An 18,849-nucleotide genomic window follows, 5' to 3' on the forward strand; every position below is an offset into this window, starting at 1 on the left:
GCAGGTGAAGTGGATGTTTGTCACGGCGAGGGAAAAGGCCATCATTGAGCTGGTGACGCGCATGTCGGCGAAGCATACGGTCAATTCCTTGGCGACGTATCTCGATGTCAGCGCGCGGACGATCCAGCGGGATTTGAAATCGGTGGATAAGCTATTGGAGCAGTTCGGGCTTACGATGAAGCGCAATGCGGCGGATGCGCTCTTTATTGACGGCAATAACGAGAAGATCTACCGGCTGATGCAGAAGCTTGCGGCATCGAGCGCGCCGGAAGCGACCCCAGAGGAGAAGAAGCTGCGCTTGTTGGTCATTTTAATGGAAGAAGGTTCGTTTTTTAAACGGCAGGTGCTGTCGAATCAGCTCGGCATCAGCATGACGACGCTGACGTCTTATTTGGATGAACTCGGCAATTGGCTGCGCAAGTTCTCGGTCACTTTATCGCGTCAGCGCGGCGTCGGCGTGGAAGTGGACGGTGCGGAAGCGCATAAGCGCCATGCGCTCGCGGCGTATTTCCTCATTCATTTCTACGAAGAGCTCATTGAAAGCCTGTACTACCTGCAGCAAGGCAAGGCCCTGGGCGACAAGGTGCTCGGCTATTTCAACCCGGACTATCTCGCTGCGGCGAATAAATTGGTCGGCGAGCACATCAGCGAAGAGCAGATCCGCTTGGCCGACAGCGATTATACCGGATTGGTCGTGCATCTGGCCTTGGCGCTGCAGCGCACCGAAAGCGGCTTGTTGCTCGATGCGCAACTGGCCGACAGCGAGCCGAACGGGGAGTACCAAGTGATCGAAGCGATTTGCCATGATTTGCGGGAGCGGCTCGGCGTGCAGTTGACGGAGCGCGATATCGAGTTTCTCGCGGTGGTGTTGAAGGGCTCGAAAATCCAGGCGTCGAATGTGCTGTATTACGATAGCGTGCTGCTCGGGAAACTCGTCAAGAACATGATCCGCGATGTGTCGGGGCAGCTCGGCGTCGATTTGACGAAGGATTTTTCCTTGTATCAAGGCTTGCTTGCGCATATGGAGCCGCTCATTTTCCGGCTCAAGCAAAAGCTCGAATCGTTCAACCCGCTGACGGATGAGATCAAGAAGAAATACCCGATGCTGTTTCTCGCGGTCAAGCAGGCTTTGGAGACCGAGTTTGACGACCTCGAGTTCTCGGCGGATGAAGTGGCGTTCATCGTGCTTCATTTCGGATCGGCCTTATTGATGAATGAAGAACGCGTGCAGATCGACGCGGTCGTCGTGTGCCCGACCGGCATCGGCACGTCGAAAATGCTCGCGAGCCGCATCCAAAAAGAACTGCCGGAAATCGATTCGGTGAAGATCTTGTCGATCCACGATTTCGAGGCGGCGAATTTTGAGGACTACGATCTCGTCATCTCGACGATCCGTTTGCCGGTGACCGATGTGGATTATTTGATGGTCAGCCCGCTTTTGAACGAACAGGACATCAGCCATATCGAGAATTATTTGCAGCACAATATCCAGAAAGTGACGCGCAACAAGCAGTATTTGCCGGCGGAGGATTTGGGCGAGCCAGGCAACAAGCACCGGCCGGATCTCGGGCAATTGCTCGAAGACATCAAGCAAGTGCAGGGCGGCATGGAAGCGATTCTCGAGCATTTCAGTGTCGTGAAAATGCGCGGCACCGATTATTGGCGGGTGCTTTCGGATGTGCTCGCCGGGATGGAAGCGGACGGCTTGCTGGATGCGCCGAGCACCTTGCGGCAACTGAAAGACCGCGAGACGAAAGGCGGCCTCGGGATTCCCGGGACCAATATGGCGCTGTTTCATTGCCGCGACGCATCGGTCCGCCAGTTGATGTTCCAAGTGGTGCATCTGGATACGCCGAGTGCGGTCAAAGGGATGGACGGCCGAGACGTGCACATGACGAATCTGTTGTTGATGCTGACGCCGGTGGAATTAAGCGAGCGCGAGCAGGAGATCATGAGCTTGATCAGTTCAAGCCTCATTGAAAGCGAAGCGGCGATGATGATTTTCTCGTCGTCGAATGAAGGCGCCATCCGCGGCAAGCTGGAAGAGCTGTTTTACGGCTACCTACAAAATAATTTGATGAAGGACTGATTGGAATGAAACAAGCGATCCATTTTGGGGCAGGAAATATCGGCAGAGGGTTCATCGGGGCGTTGTTCTCGGAATCCGGCTACCACGTCAGTTTCGTCGATGTGGCGGAACAGGTCATCGACGGGTTGAACGAACAGGGCCAGTACCGCGTGAACATGGCGCAGGAGACGGAAGAGAGCGTCTTGGTGGAGAATGTGTCGGGCATCAATAATATGAAAGACGAAGCGGCGGTCATCGCGAAGATCCAGCAGGCGACGTATTTGACGACAGCGATCGGGCCGAACATCTTGCCGCGCATTGCGCCCTTGATCGCGCGCGGCATCGAAGCGCGCGTCAAAGGGAATTTTGCGACGGGAGCGGATCTGGAACCGATGTCGGAATTGGACGTGGCCTCGGACATGAGCGCGGGTTCGGAAAAATTATACATCATTGCCTGTGAAAACCAGATCGGCGCGACCGATATCTTGAAAGGCCATATTTTGAGCCATTTGAGCGACGAAGCGAAAGCGGATCTCGCCGGCAAGGTGTATTTCTTTAATTCGGCGGTCGACCGCATCGTGCCGATCCAGGAAGGGCACTCGCTCGATGTCTTGGTCGAGCCGTATTACGAGTGGGTCGTCGAGACGACGGAAGACATCCCGGAAGTGAAAGGCATGACGATCGTCGACGACTTGGCGCCGTTCATCGAGCGCAAGCTGTTCACGGTCAACACGGGGCACGCGGTCATCGCGTATTACGGATACCTCGCCGGCAAAACGACGATCGATGAAACCTTGGCGGACCCGGAAATCGAACGCGAAGTGCGCGAAACCTTGAAAGAGACCGGCGCGTACCTCGTGAAGCAATACGGCTTGGACGAACAGGAGCACCTCGCGTATATCGATAAAAACATCGCGCGCTTCAAAAACGCCTATTTGAACGACGGCGTCACGCGCGTCGGCCGTGCACCGATCCGCAAGCTCGGGCCGGAAGACCGCCTCGTGCGCCCGGCCGTGCAAGCGCAGAAAGCGGGGCTGTCGTATTCGCATCTCGCCAAAGCCATCGCCGCGGCGATGCTGTTCGATTATGCAGAAGACGAAGAAGCGGTGAAAATCCAGGAGATGATCGCACAAGGCGGGCCGGAGCGCGTGTTGACAGAAGTCAGCGGGCTCGCAGCCGACAGCGAACTGGCGCAGGAAGTCGTGCGGCAGTATCGGGCGTTGAAGAAGTAGTAGGGGTTGTTACTGTCCCTGTGCACCACACAATTCCAACCGCATCCCGGTGGCCGAAACGGTGCCAGGATGCGGTTTTTGTATTGCGGGTTGTGGTTTGCGTCCCTGTGCGCTACACAATTTCGGCGGGGAGTGGCTTGCTTGTCCCTGTGCACCACACAATTTATTGGACAAAGCGCTCACAGAGGTGCAAAATGGGTGGTTTAAGAGAACTGCGGTGACAGAGTGGGTTTAATTGAAACGAATGATGGGCCGCTGAATGCTGAACCTGGGTAAACGGGATGGCCCGTCGAAGAAAAGAATACGATGAGAAGGAGCAACTGTATGTATAAAATGATCGCGATTGATTTGGATGGCACCTTACTGACGGATGAGTTGACGGTGACGATGGATACGATGGCGGCGATTCGGCAATCGATGGAACTTGGCGTGGTCGTGACGATTGCGACGGGGCGCATGTACCCGTCCGCACAGCGTATCGCTTTGGAATTGGGCCTCGACGCCCCAATGATCACGTACCAGGGGGCGATGATCAAATCGGCGACGAGCGGAGAAGTGCTGCGAGAGCGCGTCGTGCCGTTCCACATTGCGCAAACGTGCATCCGACTGGCAGCGGAGAAACAAATGCACATCCAAGTCTATCAGGACGATGTGCTCTACAGTGCAGTGGATAACGAGCAGGTAAGGGCTTATTCGAAAGAGGTCGGCGTGGGGTATAAAATCGAACCGGATCTCCTCGGGCTCGCGAAAAATGGCTTCATGAAATTGCTGTTTATCGATGAACCGGAAGCGCTCGCGCCGATGCAGGCGGAATTGAAGGCGGTGCTCGGCGACGAAGCGTGCATCGAGAAATCCAAACTGCGCTACCTCGAAGTGACGCATCCGGAAGCGAACAAAGGCAGTGCCTTGAATTTCTTGGCGGAACAGCTCGGTATCGACCGTTCACAAGTGATCGGCATCGGCGACAACCACAACGATGCGGATCTGGTCAAAGCAGCCGGCTTCGGCATCGCCATGGGCAACGCTGTCGACGAATTGAAAGAGCTCGCGGACTATACCAGCTTGTCGAACAACGAAGAAGGCGTGCTGCACGTGCTCAATAAGTTCATTCTGGAAACCCGGACAGCAGCTGTTGACTGATTGCGTGCTGGGTGTGTCCCTGTGCACCACACAATTCCAACCGCATCCCGGTGGCCAAAACGGCGCCGGGGTGCGGTTTTTGTGTTGTGGGTTGTGGTTTGCGTCCCTGTGCGCCACACAATTCGGCGCAAAAAAACCGCCTCCCTTGCTTTCAAGGGAGGCGGTTTTATTCGCTCAGTACAGGCCGAGTGCCTGCAAGCCGATTTCAGCGAGTTTCGCTTGCCCGGCGTTGGTCGGGTGAATATCTCCAGGCAAGACGTACAGCGCTTGATCGTTTCCGAATGCCATATAGGCATCCGCCAGATGGACGTTTTCATTCGACAAGGCGAGCCCGGCGAATGCATCATTAATGCCCGGCAGGATGGCATCGGCGACGTAATGGAGCGGGTCGTTCAGCTGGAACGGGTTGTAGACATTATAGAGCACGATCGGTGAATCGGTGAGGGAGCGGGTTTCCGTGATGATTTGCTGGATATTCGAAAAGACGTCGCTTTGGCTGAGTTTCAGCTGGAGAAGCTGCTGGAACAGGGCTTGATTGCCGCCGCTTTCGGCCGCTGCTTCACGCAGGATGGCGAGCAAGTCGTTATTGCCGATCGTCACGGCGACATAATCCGAATGGATGACGGCTTGGCGGTACTTCTGGTCGCTCTGCAAGGCTTCGAGCAGCTGATGCGATTGCCAGCCGGAGACGCCGAGGTTGCGTACCCGGAGATCGGCGAGTTTGCCGATCAGGTACGGATAGCTGGTCTTTGCGGGATTTTGGTTGGTCTGGCCGAGATTCAAGCCGAACGGAATCGAATCACCGACTGCGACGAGCGACTCTTTGGCGTTATCGCTCTTGGCAAAAGCGCTTGGCGATGCAAGCAAGCTGGCGAGCAATACGACGACGATGGTTTTGATGAGCTTTTTCATAGAACCCTCCCTTTCTTTTCATTCAACTATAGTATAAAATTAGTAGTCTGAATATTCTATCTAAATTAGATGCATTCGTTTCGTTTGAGCCATAAGTCACGGTTGGGGAATGAAGGAATCGCTGGATTAATGGAGAACATAGGGGAAAGCGATGAAGTGGATGGGGGAGGGACGGGCATGAAAAAAACGGGATGACGAAACTTGCGGGCGCAATAATCGGATTGATTATAGGGATTCTGGTCGGCGCTTTTCTCGGGCTGGTCATCGGCGGGACGTTTTTGGGCGGATTTGATATTTACGAAAATACCGGGATGGAAGGCTATGAGCTGGCGGCTTATGTGGGGGCGGGGATTGGCTTGGTGGTTGGGGCAGTTATGGGTGTGAGGATCGCGGCGAGAAAGTGACGTTTCGGGATGGATGTGCAGAAGCCGTTTAAAAAACGAGACAGGCGGGAACTTCCTTAGCAACGACATTTTTCAAGGAGGTTCTTCCATGAAACGAAATATCGGCACTTACAACTCGATGTTCCGCATTGCCGGCGGCCTGACCGTGCTGGCGTATGCGACGGCCAAGATGGCGCGCGAAGGCACATCCGGCGCACAGCTCGGCCTGGCATTTCTCGGCGCCCAGAAAGTCGGGGAAGGCGTGACGTATTACTGTCCCGTCGCGGATGCATTGAATCTGGAAGGTTCGAAGTTCTTGAAATGAAGGGAAGGAGCCGCTCCTGGATGTCTATAGGGGGCGGTTCCATTATGCGTGGCGCAAGGAGGGTGAATCGCTATGGACAAGAAACTGGAACTCGTGCTCTACACGCGGCCGACCTGCTCGGATTGCAGCGACGCGAAAGCCTATTTGGCGGAGCATGGCATTCCATACGAGCACAAAAACGTTGAAGAAAAGCCGGAGCTCGAGGAAGAGATGAAGAAAATTTCCGGCGCCAAGATCGTCCCGGTGTTTGCGTTCTATAAGAAAGGCCTGTTCGGCAAGAAACTGGCGCATCAATTTATCGGATTCGAACGGAACCGGGATGAGATCCTTGGCTTAGTGCATGGGAAATAAAAAGATGAAAAGCTTCTCCGCGACGGAGAGGCTTTTTTTGCGGTGATTTTCGGGGTGAATTGTGCGGTGCACAGGGACAAGCGACAAGCAAAATCCCTCCACGGCGCGATTTGGGTCCCGAGAATTGTGTGGCGCACAGGGACACTGCTGAAGTGCTGGGGCTTTCCGGGCTGCCGCGCTATACTGGAAGCATAAGCGCCGGCCGTTATGTATCCTGCGGTACCGGCAAGTCAGAGGAGTGGCACAATGGACATGGTATTGACGTTTGCGATCGTGGGGGTCACGATCGTGCTGTTTTTGGTGAATTGGCTGAGGTCGGATCTGGTGGCACTGCTTGCGCTCTTGGCGTTTGTGGTGTTCGGGCTGCTGGAGCCGGAAGAAGCGCTCGCCGGATTCTCGAATTCGGTTGTCATCATGATTGCGGGGCTGTTCGTCATCGGGGCGGGCATCGTCCGCACGGGGCTCGCCGCGATGGTCGGCAATCAATTGCTGAAATGGTCGGGGGCGAACGAGACGAAATTATTCGTCCTGATCTTACTCATCACCGGGCTCATGGGCTCGTTCATGAGCAATACGGGGACGGTCGCCTTGATGCTGCCGATTGTCATCGGGGTGGCGCTGAGTTTAATGAAGAGCCCGACGCAGTACTTGATTCCGCTGTCGTACATCGGCAGCCTGTCGGGGCTCATGACCTTGATCGCGACGCCGGCGAACTTGATCGTCAGCCAAGTGCTCGCGGAAGCGGGCTATGGCCGCCTGGCGTTTTTCGATATCACCCCGCTCGGCGTCACGGCGATCGCTGTCGGCATCCTTTATTTCGTGCTGTTCCGGAAATGGGTGCTGCCGCAGGAAAGCCGCAAAAACCAAGTGAACGAGGGGCATAAGCTATCGCCGAAGCAGCTTGCGGCCGATTATGCGCTCGGCGGCAATCTGCATAAAGTGATGGCCAGTGCGGACTCGGAAGCGGTCGGTCAGGTATTGCGCGATTTGCAGATTCCCGCGCACTACCAGCTGGCCGTCTTGAAAATCGAACGGCGGACGAAAAGCGGCTTCGATATCCTGCCGATGCGCTTCGAGGAAATGGCGGGGCCGCAAAGTGAAATCCAAGCCGGCGATAAGCTGTACGTCCAAGGGTCTTTGGAGAACGCCGAGCGCTTTGCGAACGATTTCGGCTTCGATTTTGATGAAGCGGTGACGGAAGGCGATGCGCTCGTCAGCCGCCAGTTCGGCATCGCGGAAGTGCTGTTGACACCGCATTCCAGCTTTATCAATGAAACGCTGACCTCGTTGAAGTTTCGCGAGAAATACAATGTCAACGCGCTCGCGATCAACCGGAAAGGCGATTACGTCGTCAAGGACATGATCAAGGAAAAGCTGCGCTTCGGGGATGCGATACTCGTGCAGGGACGTTGGGAAGACATCGAATTGCTCCAGCGCGCGACGATGGACGTCGTCGTGGTCGGCCAGCCGCAAGAACATGCGGGCACGGCCGTGGCGTCCGGTAAAGCGCCGGTCGCCGGCGTGATCCTGCTGGCGATGATCGTCCTGATGGTACTCGAAGTGTTCGCGCCGGTATTCACGGTCCTGCTTGCGGCCGCGGCGATGGTCCTCACCGGCTCGCTGCGCAATATGGACGACGCCTACAGCAAGATGAACTGGGAAAGCATCATCCTCATCGCGGCGCTGCTACCGATGGCGACGGCGCTCGAGAAATCGGGCGGCATGGAGCTCATCTCATCCGGGCTCGTCTCCGCACTCGGCGGCTTCGGGGTCATCGGTGTGCTCGCCGGCATCTACATGATCACGATGGTGTTCGGCCAGTTCATCAGCAACACCGCGACCGCCGTCCTGTTCGCGCCGATCGCCCTGCAGGCGGCGGTGTCACTCGACGCCAACCCGGTGACCTTCCTGATCGCCATCGCCGTGTCTTCGAGCATGGCGTTCGCGACACCGATCGCCTCGCCGACCAATGCGCTCGTCATGACCGCCGGCGGCTACAAGTTCAGCGATTTCGCGAAAGCGGGCATCCCGCTCCAGTTGATCATGTTCGCCGTCATGATGGTCATGATCCCGCTGCTGTTTCCGTTGTAGGTGTGTAGAGTGTCCCTGTGCACCACACAATTCACAGGGTGCGAATGCTGGTATAGAGGGGTTTGTTTGTTCGTTTGTCCCTGTGCGCCACACAATTCAACGCCGTATCCTTCTTGCCGAACTGGCGGATGGATGCGGCGTTTTATTATTGGATATACCGAAAAACTGCTGTCTTTAGCGGTGAATATCCTGTGTCGTGTATCCAAGTGCGGATCGTCAAAAAGAGTTCACATTTTTAATAATATTTTGTTGATTTTGTATCGGTAATTAGCAAGAATTTATTAAAAGATGTATTCTTATCTTAACAAGAAGAATATGCGCGGCCCATAGGCGACTCAGTATTTGATGCGGTGAAAACTTGAGTGGCGCAGGGATATTTAATTATGAAAGGAAAGAGAACCTGGCATGAAGTTGATCAAAGCGGCGGACTACAATGAAATGAGCCGGATTGCAGCTGATTACGTTATCGCTAAACTTCACGAAAACCCGCAAATCAAATTGGGGATGGCAACAGGCGACACGCCAAAAGGACTGTATAGGGAACTGGTTTCCGATCATCGGAAGAACGGCACTTCATATAAAGGCGTCCAGACATTCAATCTGGATGAGTACATCGGATTGTCCAGCCGGGATAGCCAGAGCTATAGATATTATATGGACAGCCACCTATTCGACCATATCGATATCGATAAAACGAACACCCATCTCCCGAAAGGCGATGTAGAGGATGCCTTTGCGGAAGCCGAGGCTTACGAACAGCTCATTCGAGACAGCGGAAAGGTGGATTTGCAGATTCTCGGGTTAGGCGGCAACGGCCATATCGGTTTTAACGAGCCGGGGACCCCGTTCGGCTCGACGGCGCATGTCGTGGAATTGACTGTAGCTACGAGAAGCGCGAATGCGAAGTTTTTTGGAAGTTTGGATCTGGTGCCTAGGCGGGCGATCACCATGGGCATCGCCACCATCATGGAAAGCAAGGAGATTTTAATGCTCGTGTCGGGTGAGGGGAAAAGTTCGGCTTTGTGCCGCTTGCTCGAAGGGCCGGTCGAAGAGGGGTTTCCAGCTTCTGTGCTGAGGCGGCACCCCCATGCTATGGTCATCGCTGATGACGCCGCCTTGTCCCTGTGCAGCACACAATTCGCGGAGGCGAAATGCTGATGCGACGGGGTTTTGGCAGGGGATCGCCCCTGTGCACGACACAATTTGAAAGCCTGGGAAGCGTCTGCTTTCCGGGCTTTTTGTATGGCGGAATTTTTATTTTCAGCAAATGCGCGGCTGTACTTATGCCCATCGAATCAAAAGGGGGCGCATGCGTTTATCGCGATGCGCACCGGGAAAATGTCATTAAGATCTTAAAGCATGCGGGAAGGAGAGAAGAGTCAGTGGAAATACATCCCTTGTTATTGGTGCTGATCATTTTCAGCATCAGTTTGAGTTTTGTCACTTTGTCGACAATCCGCATGATTTTGATGGTAAAGGGTTATCAATATTCAGCTGCCGGCTTGTCGATTCTCGAGGTCATCATCAACATCCTGGGGCTTGGGCTGGTCCTGGATAATTTAGCGAATGTGCAGAATCTATTGGCATACGCGCTTGGTTTTGCGGCCGGCATCATCGTCGGTTCGAAAATCGAAGACAAATTAAGCCTCGGCTATGTGACGGCGAACGTCATTTCGCAGGACAGCAGCGGCCGGCTTGCCATTCAATTGCGCGACAAAGGATACGGTGTCACGGATTGGGAGACCAATGGCTACGAAGGGAAGCGCAGTTCGCTGCAGATCCTCATGCCGAAAAAACAGGAGCCCGAGCTGTACCGTGTCGTCAAGGAATTGGATCCCCATGCATTTATCGTTGCCTATGATGCGAAGACCATCTACGGCGGTTTTTGGATCCGCGCGCTGAAAAAGCGGACGATAACAGTGAGTGATTAGTTGTTAGTTGTCCCTGTGCACGACGCAATTCGCAGAGGCAGAAACGCATAGTGGCGGGATTTCGCTTCCCGCTTGTCCCTGTGCGTGACACAATTCAGCAGAAAAAAAGCATCCATCCGCCCGAAAGGCGGATGGATGCTTCTTTAAATTGTCTGGTGCACAGGGGCGCGTCAGAAAAAGAAACTCGCCGAACCCTTGTGGCATCAGGGATTCCTAGAAAAAACGACGTTGAAATTGTGTGGTGCACAGGGACACAGGCCGATGCCGATGCCGCCCGAGCATCACATACCGCCTGCACACTACATTTCCGGCGGTTCGAGCTCTTCTTCTTTCATGTCTTCTTCCGCTTTCTGCCGGTACTTCAAGCAATACTGGCAATAGGAGGCGTTGGTTTTTTCGTGGGGATGATGCATCAGCGTGGAGAGGAAGTGGCGGTCCAAAAACGGCGGGGCAGGAAGGTCTTCGTCCCAATAATACGGAAACGAGCTATACGGATAATGCGCGAGACGCGTGACCATGGGCGTGGAAGTCTGGATGGGGTTGCGGTGGATATAGCTACTGACGGCCAGCAATCCATGCGCCGAAGCGATCTCCCTGGCGAAAAAGCGCTTTTGGTAGATGCGCCCGACATGGTTGTAGCGCTTGCTATAGGAGTAGCTATAGCGGCGGTTGATCATGGCCATGATTTTGCTGAGTGAATCCTCTTTCGGTTTAATCAAGATATGATAATGGTTGGTCATGAAACACCAGGCGAGAATCGTGAACGGATAGCGGTCGTGGACATAGGAGAAGGCGCGCTTCAATTCGTTCATGTCTTCTTTTGTACTGAAAATGGGCTGCCGGTTATTGCCGCGCATGATGACGTGATAATAGGAATCCGGATTAAACTCGCGTCTTCTCGTCATGGGCAGCCGCCTTTCGTTCGGGCGGCCTCGGCAAAATGAGGGGGACCGGAATTTTCGCGAAGTGGGGAGTTTTGCTGGGGGAATGTTGAGTTTGCGCAAAGTGCAGAATCGGGATACGGGGGAATGAAAAATGTACTTATAGAAATCCCTTCTTTCTATGGAAGATGTAATCTCGTCCAGTATAATCGACGGGTGAAAAATAGTATACAGAATTTTATAAGGCACACGGAATAATATATGGTGCACAAGAGGACGAAATTGTGTGGTGCACAGGGACCTTCACGCGCCAAAATGCCGGCATGCCGCGAATCTGGTCCGATAAATTGTGTGATGCACAGGGACAAGAACGGCAAGCAGTGATAATATGAGCTTAACGGCCTAGCCGATAGACGATAATGGGGGAATGGATTTTGAAGACGATGGGATTTGTAATCAGCCGCAAGAATAACGAGAAGCGGCGGGCGATTTTGCCGGTGGATTTGGAGCAAGTGAAGCACGCGGCTCAATTGGTTTTTGAGCAAGGGTACGGCGATGTGCTCGGTTTGTCGGATGACGATTACCGCGCAGCAGGCGCCCAAATCGCGACGCGGGAAGAAGTACTTAAATGCGATGCGATTGTCGACGTCAAGCTGGGCAACGCGGATTACCTGGACCAGCTCGAAGAAGGCAAGCTTCTGATCGGTTGGGCGCATGCAATCCAGGACATCAAGTTCACGGACGGCGCCATCGCCGGCAAGCATACGGTCCTCGCTTGGGAAGAGTTGTTTGAAGGCGGGCGTTATATTTTCTATCGCAACCGCGAAGTGGCGGGGGAAGCGGCTGTTTTGCAGGCGTACCAGCATTGCGGCAAGATGCCATACGAGACGCGTGTCGCGATTCTCGGCAATGGCCACACGGCAAAAGGCGCGATGCGCATCCTTCATGGGCTCGGCGCGGAAGTGGATGTCTACGGCAAACGGCTTGAGAATCTCTTCAAGGAAAAGATGGTCGATTACGATGTGCTCGTCAACTGCGTCATGTGGGATACGACACGCACCGACCGCATCATCTACCGCGAAGACCTCAAGCGTTTGAAAAAAGGCGCTATGATCATCGATGTGAGCTGCGACCCGGAACTCGAAATCGAGACATCGACGCCGACGACGATCGACAACCCGGTCTACACGGTGGACGGCGTCATCCATTATGCGGTCGACAATACGCCGGCGATGTTCCCGCACACGATTACGAAAGTGCTAAGCGAAGGCTTTGCGCTGATGCTTGATGAGTTGCTTGAAGGCCATATTTCCGAAATGGTCCAGAATGCCATCGTCATCGAAGGCGGCGTCATCAAAGACCAGCGCATCACTGAATTCCGCCAGGCACGCGGATTGACTGTATAATAGAAGAAAGCTGAAACCGTTCCCGCATCCGTTGCAGGAGCGGTTTTTTTCAATATGCTGGAATATGAAGGGAAAGAAAAATAGTAATTGCGACCTAGAATTTCCCACTATATAATAAATCAACTGCTTTATTTGCCAGAAAGTGAAGCGTGTTTGGAAATTCAATGGTTCATTTAAAGAAGGACTTACCAGCTATAGATCGTTAGGATTTTTATAGATAGTCAATGGGGAATGAAAAAGGGGATAGAGACATGATGGCGACGGTTCACATCGAAACGGCGGATGATATGGTCCGGGTGATTGGGGAGTTATGGAAGAAGAGATCGTTGCGGGCGGCCAAGGAATTCTTGGCGGACATCCCGTCTGAAGATGAATTTTACCGCTTGATCAAGATTGCGGATGAGGCGGATCTATTCGGCTACAGCAATTTGCTGGCGACGGCGAGTTATAAGCGGTTCGGCACCTTGCGCTCGTATGCGTGGCATTGCGCGCGGCTTGCCGAAAACGGCCGCAGCCTGGAGGCGGAAGAGAAGATGCTCGCCCGGCTGTAAGGCATCCATGCCCATGCGTATGGCAAGGAGGATTTATTGCATGCGCATCATCTATTGCTGAAAGTGTATTGCCAGCTGAACCGCATCCAGGAAGCGCAAGGACAGCTTGCGCGCATTGAAGAGCTCGGGGGCGCACGCCCTGACCAGCAGGCATTTTTTGCGATTTACAGCGGCGATTGGGAACAGGCGCAGCAAATTCTCGACGGGGCGCTAGGCGATACGGGGAGCCGGTGGAGCGTGACGGTCCATTTATTGTATGCGGATTTATTGTCGATGCGCGGCGCGCCGGAACGAGCGCTCGATTTATTGGCAACGGGCGAAGAACGCTTTCCGCATGTCCATGCCTTCCGGACGGAACGCGTCGGCCGGCTTCACCAGCTCGGCCGCTATCAGGAATGCCTGAAGGAAATGGATGCGGTGCTCGAGCGCAATCCATATCACTCGCGGCGGCGGCAGTTCGTCCATCTCGCGGCACATTGCTTGTACGAGCTCGAACGGTTCGGGGAACTCGAGAAATGGATCGGTGCGAATCCGGATGAGCTGAAAGAAAGCCTCTACACGAAAGCGCAGATCGACCCGCAAGGCCGGCATAAAAAGCTGGCGCTGACGCCGGAAGTGCAGAAGCTTAATTATTGTGTGCCCGCGTCCTTGTCGTTGATGCTGCAGGCCTTCGGCAAACGGGCGACGCAGGACGATATCGCCTTGCACGTGTTTGACGTGACGGGCTCGAAATTGCAGACAACGATGAAATACATGGAAACGCAAGGCTTCACGGCGCATTATTTCAAAGGGACGGTCGCCCAGTATCAAGCGTTCATTGACGCCGGCGTTCCGGTGTTGGTGAGCATGATGATCGAAAACAGCGCGCACGTCCAGGTGGTCGTGGGTTACGATGACCGGCTGCAGGCGCTCGCCATCCAGGACCCGAACGACCTCGGCCCGTTACTTGTCGCATATGACGAAGTGCCGAAAATGTACCGGCTGACGGATGGCTTGAGCATGGTGTTCCTGGATGAATCAAGGCAGGAGCTCGCCGCGATGCTCAACCCGTCCGAACACCGCTTCTTCACGGAACTGTATGACCTTCTTGACGTCGAACCGATCGAGGAACAGGCGTTCACGGAATTTTTGGCGCAGCATGAAAACGAACGCTATGCGGCGGTCGTCGGCTTGATGCTTGCGCTTCCCGGCCAGGATGAAAAATGGCATGGGCAATGGCTTGCGCGTCTAGCCGATGAGTTCGGGGAAGACGACGCAGAGATCGCCTTGCTTGCGGCGCATCTGTATTTCCAGAAAGAACAAGGCGAAAAAGCGCTCGAAGCCTTGAAGAAAGTGCCGCACACCAGAAGCCCGTATGCCTTGTTCTTGCAGGCGGCGATTTCGATGAATGAAGGGCATACCGAACAGGCCATCCCGCTGCTCAAGCGCTCAATCGAAATCGACCATTACCAGCCGCTCGCCTATAGCCATCTGGCTCGCTGTTATCTAGAGAGCGGTCGCATTTTCCAGGCTTATAAATGGTCGTCCATTGCCATCCATCAATTGCCGGAAGACGTGTTTGCGCAAATCACCCATGGCCTCATCCAATTCGAATACGGCGCGATCGAACAGGCCTACCGACGCTTTGAAGCGCTTCATGAGAGCTATCCGGACGATGGCTATTTCCTCTACGAAGTGGGGCGCTGCGAACAGGCGCTGGAAAAGACGGAAGCAGCACTGAAGACCTATCGCCGCGCGCTTGAACTGGATCCCGGCTTGCCGTTCGCGTATTTGCGCATGGCGGAATTGTTCATGGAAAACGAGCGCTGGGGAGAAGCGCAAAAGATCATTGAAGAAGGCTTGGCGGAAGACGGCAAGCAGGACATTTTGCATCTCTACCTCGGCCATATCGCCATCGAACAGCATGAGTACGGGGAAGCGGAAACGGCTTACCGGCGTGCGCTGGCACTCGATCCCGACGATTTGTTCACGCCGGTCCACGTTGCGCACGCCTTGTTCAGGCAACAGCGCAAGATACAAGCGCTCACGTTTTTGGCGGGCTACCTCGAAAAAGCGGACGCCGCATACCGCTTGCGTGCCGCGGATATTACCTGGGATCAACTGGCCGATGCAGACGGAAAAGCGCAGGCGCTCCAATTCATCGAAGGCGGATTTGCCGGGGCAGAGGCCGACGATTTGCGCATGCTCGCAGAACGCTACGCGAAGTTCGGCAGCGACCCATCCGTCCGGCACCGCGTCATCCTTGGCTTGAAACAACTGCGTAGCCGGAACGATCCGCATATTTTCTGTATGGAGGCGGGGCTTCACGAGGCGGCGGGCAACCCGCGTTTTGCGAAACGTTTGTATGAACAGGCCGAAAATTACCCGCTTGCCTTGCAGCGGCTCGGGCTCTTGCAGGAACTGGCAGGGCGCTACAGGGAAGCGATCCGCCTCTATGAGCAGGCGGCCGAACAGGAAGCCGGGTTTGCCGAAGCGCTCGGCGGTTTGGTGCGCTGCTACCGTGAACTCGGGAACCAACAGAAAGCGTTCGCCGCAGCACTTGATTATTTAGCGGCGGAACCCTTATCGGCGGTGTTGCCGGAACTTGCCGAGTTTGCGGAAAGCGAAGCGGATTTCAAGCGCCTGACGGATACCTTGGCGCGCCTCGAAGACCAAGTGCCGGCGGAATGGCTATTGGCCGCGCGGGCGCATGTCGCAGAAGCACAAGGGGACTTGGCCGCGGCGGAGCAGCTCTTCGAACAGGCCGGCCAGGAACCGGGCGCGTTTCCGTCGCGCTATCAATATGCCCAGTTCTTGAACCGCACGGGCGAAGCGAAACGCGCCGCTGCCTTGCTGGAAGAATTATTGCGCCAGGAGCCGGAAGAAACCGATTTATATGCGGAATACATCGCAGCGCTCGACGCTGTCAATAAAGTGCCATATGCGGCGAAGCGCCTGAAGAAGGCATTGCCTGCCGATATGCTCGGCAAAGCGTATTTGCTCGCGGCGGACCAAGTTGCTTTATTCGTCGAAGAACTCGACAGCGCACAGGCACAGGGATTCATCAGCCGCATGCGCCTCAGGAGCAAGCGCGTCGTTTATTCGGGAGTGGTCGTCAGCCTGTGCGAGACGGCGGCGAAACTATTGCCGGGCGGCGAAGAAGCGGCGATCCGGCTCAGCCAGTTTTACCTGCTGCTGGATTTGCCGAAAGATGCCATCAAGGAAGTGAAGCCCTTTGCGGATGAAGCGGGCGGGGCGAAACGCCTGTTCATTTACGCGAGTTTGCAATACGCCCATGAAACGGGGGCGCAGGAGCGTTTCAAGGAAGTCATCCGGCAGCTGGAACAGTACGGGAAACAATTGCCGCTAGACGGCGAGATGCTCGTCTGGTGGAGTGAGGCCTTGGATGTTTTAGAGGATACTTCCGGTGCGCTCGAAAAACTGGAAACCGCTATTGCGCTGGAGCCGTTCAATCCGGAATTCTATACGCGTAAATGGAATGCCATGGAGCCGCTGGATTGTGAAATGCGCGCTGCGTTTGAAGACAATTTGCCGGAAGAGATGCGTTACGCGGAATGGCTGATTCTTGCAAGGGCGTCGAGTTACTCGACGAAACGGCACGGGCAGCGGGCGAAAGAGCTGATCGAGCCGCTCCTTGCCGACATGCCGGGCTTCGTGCCGGCGAAATACGAACTGGCGCGTGCGCAAGCGGCACGCCATCAGCCATTGGCCGCCAAGGCGATTCTAAAGGAACTACTCGGGACGGAGGAGGCTCCTGCGATTTGGGAGATGGCAGTGGAAGAGGACCTATTCGCTTCATTTCTTGTGGAACTTTCTAGTCCATAAAGAGGAAGAAAGTCTCTCGTGAATCGGTCCTGCCTGTGGTACTCTGTAGGAGAATAAGACTGCACGGATTACGAGTCACGGGCCTTAAAACGGAAAGGGGCGTTTCGTATGAAGTTAGAGAGTATCCGCACATTTCTATCCACGCTACTCGAATATCGCGGCGTTCGCATTACCCAGACTTTCAACTCCGAAGACGGCAAAACGCTCATCGTCCAATGTGAGCCAAGCACCGGGGAGCTGGTTATCCGCGAGGTGTCGAGCGGCATGGCGTGGGAATACAAAACGCTTGAAGAAGCGGCGCAGTTCATTGACAGCTATTTACACCCAGAGACACCCAAAGTCAACGCCTGAACATTTTTGTTCAGGTGTTTTTTTGAGCTTATAAATAGTAATCGGAGGCGGAATTACATACAATTCGAGTAGAACGATGTGAAAGGGAGACGCAGGATGAAAAGACTGTTGGGACTGATTGTGCTGCTGGTGCTGATGCTTGCGGCATGCGGCAGCGGGGAATACGAGACGATTGCGATCGATGAGGTATCGGCGAAGCAGGAGGCGGGCTATACGGTGCTCGATGTGCGTGAGCCGTATGAGTATGAGGAAGCGCATATTGCCGGGGCGGAGAACAAGCCGCTCAGTGCGCTTCGGGAAGAGGAGTTTTCGGGCTTGCCGGAAGACCGGCAGTATGTGGTGATTTGCCAGTCGGGCAACCGTTCCCAGGAAGCGAGCGCGATTTTGCATGAGGCTGGATATGATGTGGTGAATGTATCGGAAGGCATGTCGTCATGGGAAGGCGATGTGGAGTAAGGGCCGCTCATTAGTGGCTCTTTTTTTATGTAGACTTTTAACAGTAAACTTTGTGTAGTGGAGATTACTTCAAGGCCTGCAAGATGCCATAGGACAACGCATTCTCGTCTGTCTGGGTATAGGACAGGCGATTGCTCCGGATGAAGGCAAAATCAAATTCAATGACGCGAATTTATTAATTGATGAATGACGGGAAACAGGGAATGACAGGAAAACGCAGCCTTTAGATAGGCTGCGTTTTTTGTGCAATTATTCAATTGACTAAATTACTCGATGGGTTTGCCGAAGCGGTTTTTCGCATTCGACAGTTTAAAGACGAACGGCATCAATAACGAAGCCACTGGCAAATAAACGATGAACAGCAAAATGATCGGCAGCCAGCCGACGCCGTGGGAGAGCCGGAGGTAATTCATCAGGAAAACGAAGGGCATGGAAAAGAGCAGGGAGCCCCAAAAACTCGATTTGCCCGAGACGTACTGTTCCCGCCCGCAGTTTGCGCATGGCCATTTCCCTTTGAAGTTGAGTTTCATCGTATCCTTCCAGCTCCATTTGAAGCCGCAGTTTTGGCAAGTCGGCATAGGCTTCTTCCTTTCTTTATCGGGTTTTCGGCTGGCTGGAGAGACGGACATTGAACGGCAGGATAACCAGGACCGCGATAATGTAGAGGCCGATGGAAACGGCAAAAACAGTGGAGGGGATGTCTAAATAAGGACGCAGGATATTCAAGATGAACGGATACGCGGCGGCCGCGTAAAATGCTTTCGCATTGGCGTGCGGTTTCAGATGCTGGGTCTCGCCGCAGGCCGGGCATGTTCGTTTCGTGAGGAATGAAATGATAAATGCGTCCCACCAGCTCCATTCCATTCCGCAGTTTTCACACTGTGGCATCGGCTTGCTCCTTTCTCCATGTACCTCAATACATCCAGTTAACTATGTATACCCTTAA

General features: G+C 54.4%; 18 protein-coding genes. 14 read left to right on the top strand and 4 right to left on the bottom strand.

The features are described from left to right. The first annotated feature begins 13 nt into the window (after positions 1-13). The 3 genes from DP119_RS03130 (at position 14) to DP119_RS03140 (ending at position 4,440) form a co-directional block, all read left to right on the top strand. Entirely contained in the window at positions 14-2,089 is a 2,076-nt protein-coding gene (locus tag DP119_RS03130; RefSeq protein WP_112230750.1) for a BglG family transcription antiterminator, read from the top strand. A 5-nt stretch (positions 2,090-2,094) separates the two neighbouring features. After that, a complete protein-coding gene (locus tag DP119_RS03135; RefSeq protein ID WP_112230752.1) occupies positions 2,095-3,300 on the top strand; it encodes a mannitol-1-phosphate 5-dehydrogenase in 1,206 nt (401 codons plus the stop codon). Between the two features lie 324 nt (positions 3,301-3,624). Beyond that, on the top strand, positions 3,625-4,440 hold the full coding sequence (locus DP119_RS03140) for a Cof-type HAD-IIB family hydrolase (protein ID WP_112230754.1): 816 nt from the start codon (positions 3,625-3,627) through the stop codon (positions 4,438-4,440). Positions 4,441-4,614: 174 nt separating this feature from the next. Here the strand turns inward: DP119_RS03140 and DP119_RS03145 are convergent, their stop codons facing one another. After that, complete coding sequence (locus DP119_RS03145; protein ID WP_112230756.1) at positions 4,615-5,352, bottom strand: GDSL-type esterase/lipase family protein; 738 nt, start codon at positions 5,350-5,352, stop codon at positions 4,615-4,617. A gap of 191 nt (positions 5,353-5,543) precedes the next feature. Here DP119_RS03145 and DP119_RS03150 point away from each other — a divergent pair, with 191 nt between their 5' ends. The 6 genes from DP119_RS03150 to DP119_RS03175 all read left to right on the top strand — a co-directional run bounded on the left by DP119_RS03150 (position 5,544) and on the right by DP119_RS03175 (position 10,433). Continuing rightward, positions 5,544-5,756, top strand: coding sequence for a hypothetical protein (locus tag DP119_RS03150; RefSeq protein WP_112230758.1), 213 nt, complete (start codon positions 5,544-5,546; stop codon positions 5,754-5,756). An 88-nt stretch (positions 5,757-5,844) separates the two neighbouring features. Then, entirely contained in the window at positions 5,845-6,060 is a 216-nt protein-coding gene (locus DP119_RS03155) for a YgaP family membrane protein (protein WP_167399179.1), read from the top strand. 72 nt (positions 6,061-6,132) lie between these two features. Continuing rightward, complete coding sequence (locus tag DP119_RS03160) at positions 6,133-6,411, top strand: glutaredoxin family protein (protein WP_112230762.1); 279 nt, start codon at positions 6,133-6,135, stop codon at positions 6,409-6,411. 246 nt (positions 6,412-6,657) lie between these two features. Next, entirely contained in the window at positions 6,658-8,502 is a 1,845-nt protein-coding gene (locus DP119_RS03165) for an SLC13 family permease (protein WP_112230764.1), read from the top strand. 405 nt (positions 8,503-8,907) lie between these two features. Then, positions 8,908-9,660, top strand: coding sequence for a glucosamine-6-phosphate deaminase (gene nagB, locus DP119_RS03170; protein WP_112230766.1), 753 nt, complete (start codon positions 8,908-8,910; stop codon positions 9,658-9,660). A gap of 224 nt (positions 9,661-9,884) precedes the next feature. Continuing rightward, positions 9,885-10,433, top strand: coding sequence for a DUF2179 domain-containing protein (locus DP119_RS03175; RefSeq protein ID WP_240616364.1), 549 nt, complete (start codon positions 9,885-9,887; stop codon positions 10,431-10,433). Between the two features lie 299 nt (positions 10,434-10,732). Here DP119_RS03175 and DP119_RS03180 read toward each other — a convergent pair whose 3' ends face one another. Beyond that, positions 10,733-11,338: an REP-associated tyrosine transposase gene (locus DP119_RS03180; RefSeq protein WP_112230768.1), complete on the bottom strand. Its 606-nt coding sequence runs from the start codon at positions 11,336-11,338 to the stop codon at positions 10,733-10,735. Between the two features lie 419 nt (positions 11,339-11,757). Here DP119_RS03180 and DP119_RS03185 point away from each other — a divergent pair, with 419 nt between their 5' ends. The 5 genes from DP119_RS03185 to DP119_RS03205 all read left to right on the top strand — a co-directional run bounded on the left by DP119_RS03185 (position 11,758) and on the right by DP119_RS03205 (position 17,903). Beyond that, positions 11,758-12,720, top strand: a complete 963-nt coding sequence (locus DP119_RS03185) for a N(5)-(carboxyethyl)ornithine synthase (protein WP_112231926.1) — start codon at positions 11,758-11,760, stop codon at positions 12,718-12,720. Between the two features lie 251 nt (positions 12,721-12,971). Further along, positions 12,972-13,271, top strand: coding sequence for a hypothetical protein (locus tag DP119_RS03190; RefSeq protein ID WP_112230770.1), 300 nt, complete (start codon positions 12,972-12,974; stop codon positions 13,269-13,271). 36 nt (positions 13,272-13,307) lie between these two features. Next, positions 13,308-17,096: a tetratricopeptide repeat protein gene (locus DP119_RS03195; RefSeq protein ID WP_112230772.1), complete on the top strand. Its 3,789-nt coding sequence runs from the start codon at positions 13,308-13,310 to the stop codon at positions 17,094-17,096. A 108-nt stretch (positions 17,097-17,204) separates the two neighbouring features. Further along, positions 17,205-17,447, top strand: coding sequence for a hypothetical protein (locus DP119_RS03200; RefSeq protein ID WP_112230774.1), 243 nt, complete (start codon positions 17,205-17,207; stop codon positions 17,445-17,447). 96 nt (positions 17,448-17,543) lie between these two features. Beyond that, complete coding sequence (locus DP119_RS03205) at positions 17,544-17,903, top strand: rhodanese-like domain-containing protein (RefSeq protein WP_112230776.1); 360 nt, start codon at positions 17,544-17,546, stop codon at positions 17,901-17,903. Between the two features lie 266 nt (positions 17,904-18,169). Here the strand turns inward: DP119_RS03205 and DP119_RS03210 are convergent, their stop codons facing one another. Then, positions 18,170-18,481 carry a TIGR04104 family putative zinc finger protein gene (locus DP119_RS03210; RefSeq protein ID WP_167399180.1) on the bottom strand — a complete coding sequence of 104 codons (312 nt, stop codon included), beginning with the start codon at positions 18,479-18,481 and terminating at the stop codon, positions 18,170-18,172. Between the two features lie 16 nt (positions 18,482-18,497). Continuing rightward, a complete protein-coding gene (locus tag DP119_RS03215) occupies positions 18,498-18,791 on the bottom strand; it encodes a TIGR04104 family putative zinc finger protein (RefSeq protein WP_112230780.1) in 294 nt (97 codons plus the stop codon). Positions 18,792-18,849 lie beyond the last annotated feature (58 nt).

This window comes from Planococcus maitriensis (assembly GCF_003289925.1).
In the GTDB taxonomy this organism is placed as follows: Bacteria; Bacillota; Bacilli; order Bacillales_A; family Planococcaceae; genus Planococcus; species Planococcus maitriensis.

Coding starts and splice junctions, on each gene's coding strand:
- DP119_RS03190 (WP_112230770.1), top strand. CDS start 12,972: ATGATGGCGACGGTTCACATCGAAACGGCGGATGATATGGTCCGGGTG.
- DP119_RS03215 (WP_112230780.1), bottom strand. CDS start 18,791: ATGCCACAGTGTGAAAACTGCGGAATGGAATGGAGCTGGTGGGACGCA.
- DP119_RS03150 (WP_112230758.1), top strand. CDS start 5,544: ATGACGAAACTTGCGGGCGCAATAATCGGATTGATTATAGGGATTCTG.
- DP119_RS03210 (WP_167399180.1), bottom strand. CDS start 18,481: ATGCCGACTTGCCAAAACTGCGGCTTCAAATGGAGCTGGAAGGATACG.
- DP119_RS03145 (WP_112230756.1), bottom strand. CDS start 5,352: ATGAAAAAGCTCATCAAAACCATCGTCGTCGTATTGCTCGCCAGCTTG.
- DP119_RS03160 (WP_112230762.1), top strand. CDS start 6,133: ATGGACAAGAAACTGGAACTCGTGCTCTACACGCGGCCGACCTGCTCG.
- DP119_RS03205 (WP_112230776.1), top strand. CDS start 17,544: ATGAAAAGACTGTTGGGACTGATTGTGCTGCTGGTGCTGATGCTTGCG.
- DP119_RS03185 (WP_112231926.1), top strand. CDS start 11,758: ATGGGATTTGTAATCAGCCGCAAGAATAACGAGAAGCGGCGGGCGATT.
- DP119_RS03155 (WP_167399179.1), top strand. CDS start 5,845: ATGAAACGAAATATCGGCACTTACAACTCGATGTTCCGCATTGCCGGC.
- DP119_RS03130 (WP_112230750.1), top strand. CDS start 14: ATGTTTGTCACGGCGAGGGAAAAGGCCATCATTGAGCTGGTGACGCGC.
- DP119_RS03165 (WP_112230764.1), top strand. CDS start 6,658: ATGGACATGGTATTGACGTTTGCGATCGTGGGGGTCACGATCGTGCTG.
- DP119_RS03135 (WP_112230752.1), top strand. CDS start 2,095: ATGAAACAAGCGATCCATTTTGGGGCAGGAAATATCGGCAGAGGGTTC.
- DP119_RS03140 (WP_112230754.1), top strand. CDS start 3,625: ATGTATAAAATGATCGCGATTGATTTGGATGGCACCTTACTGACGGAT.
- DP119_RS03200 (WP_112230774.1), top strand. CDS start 17,205: ATGAAGTTAGAGAGTATCCGCACATTTCTATCCACGCTACTCGAATAT.
- nagB (WP_112230766.1), top strand. CDS start 8,908: ATGAAGTTGATCAAAGCGGCGGACTACAATGAAATGAGCCGGATTGCA.
- DP119_RS03180 (WP_112230768.1), bottom strand. CDS start 11,338: ATGACGAGAAGACGCGAGTTTAATCCGGATTCCTATTATCACGTCATC.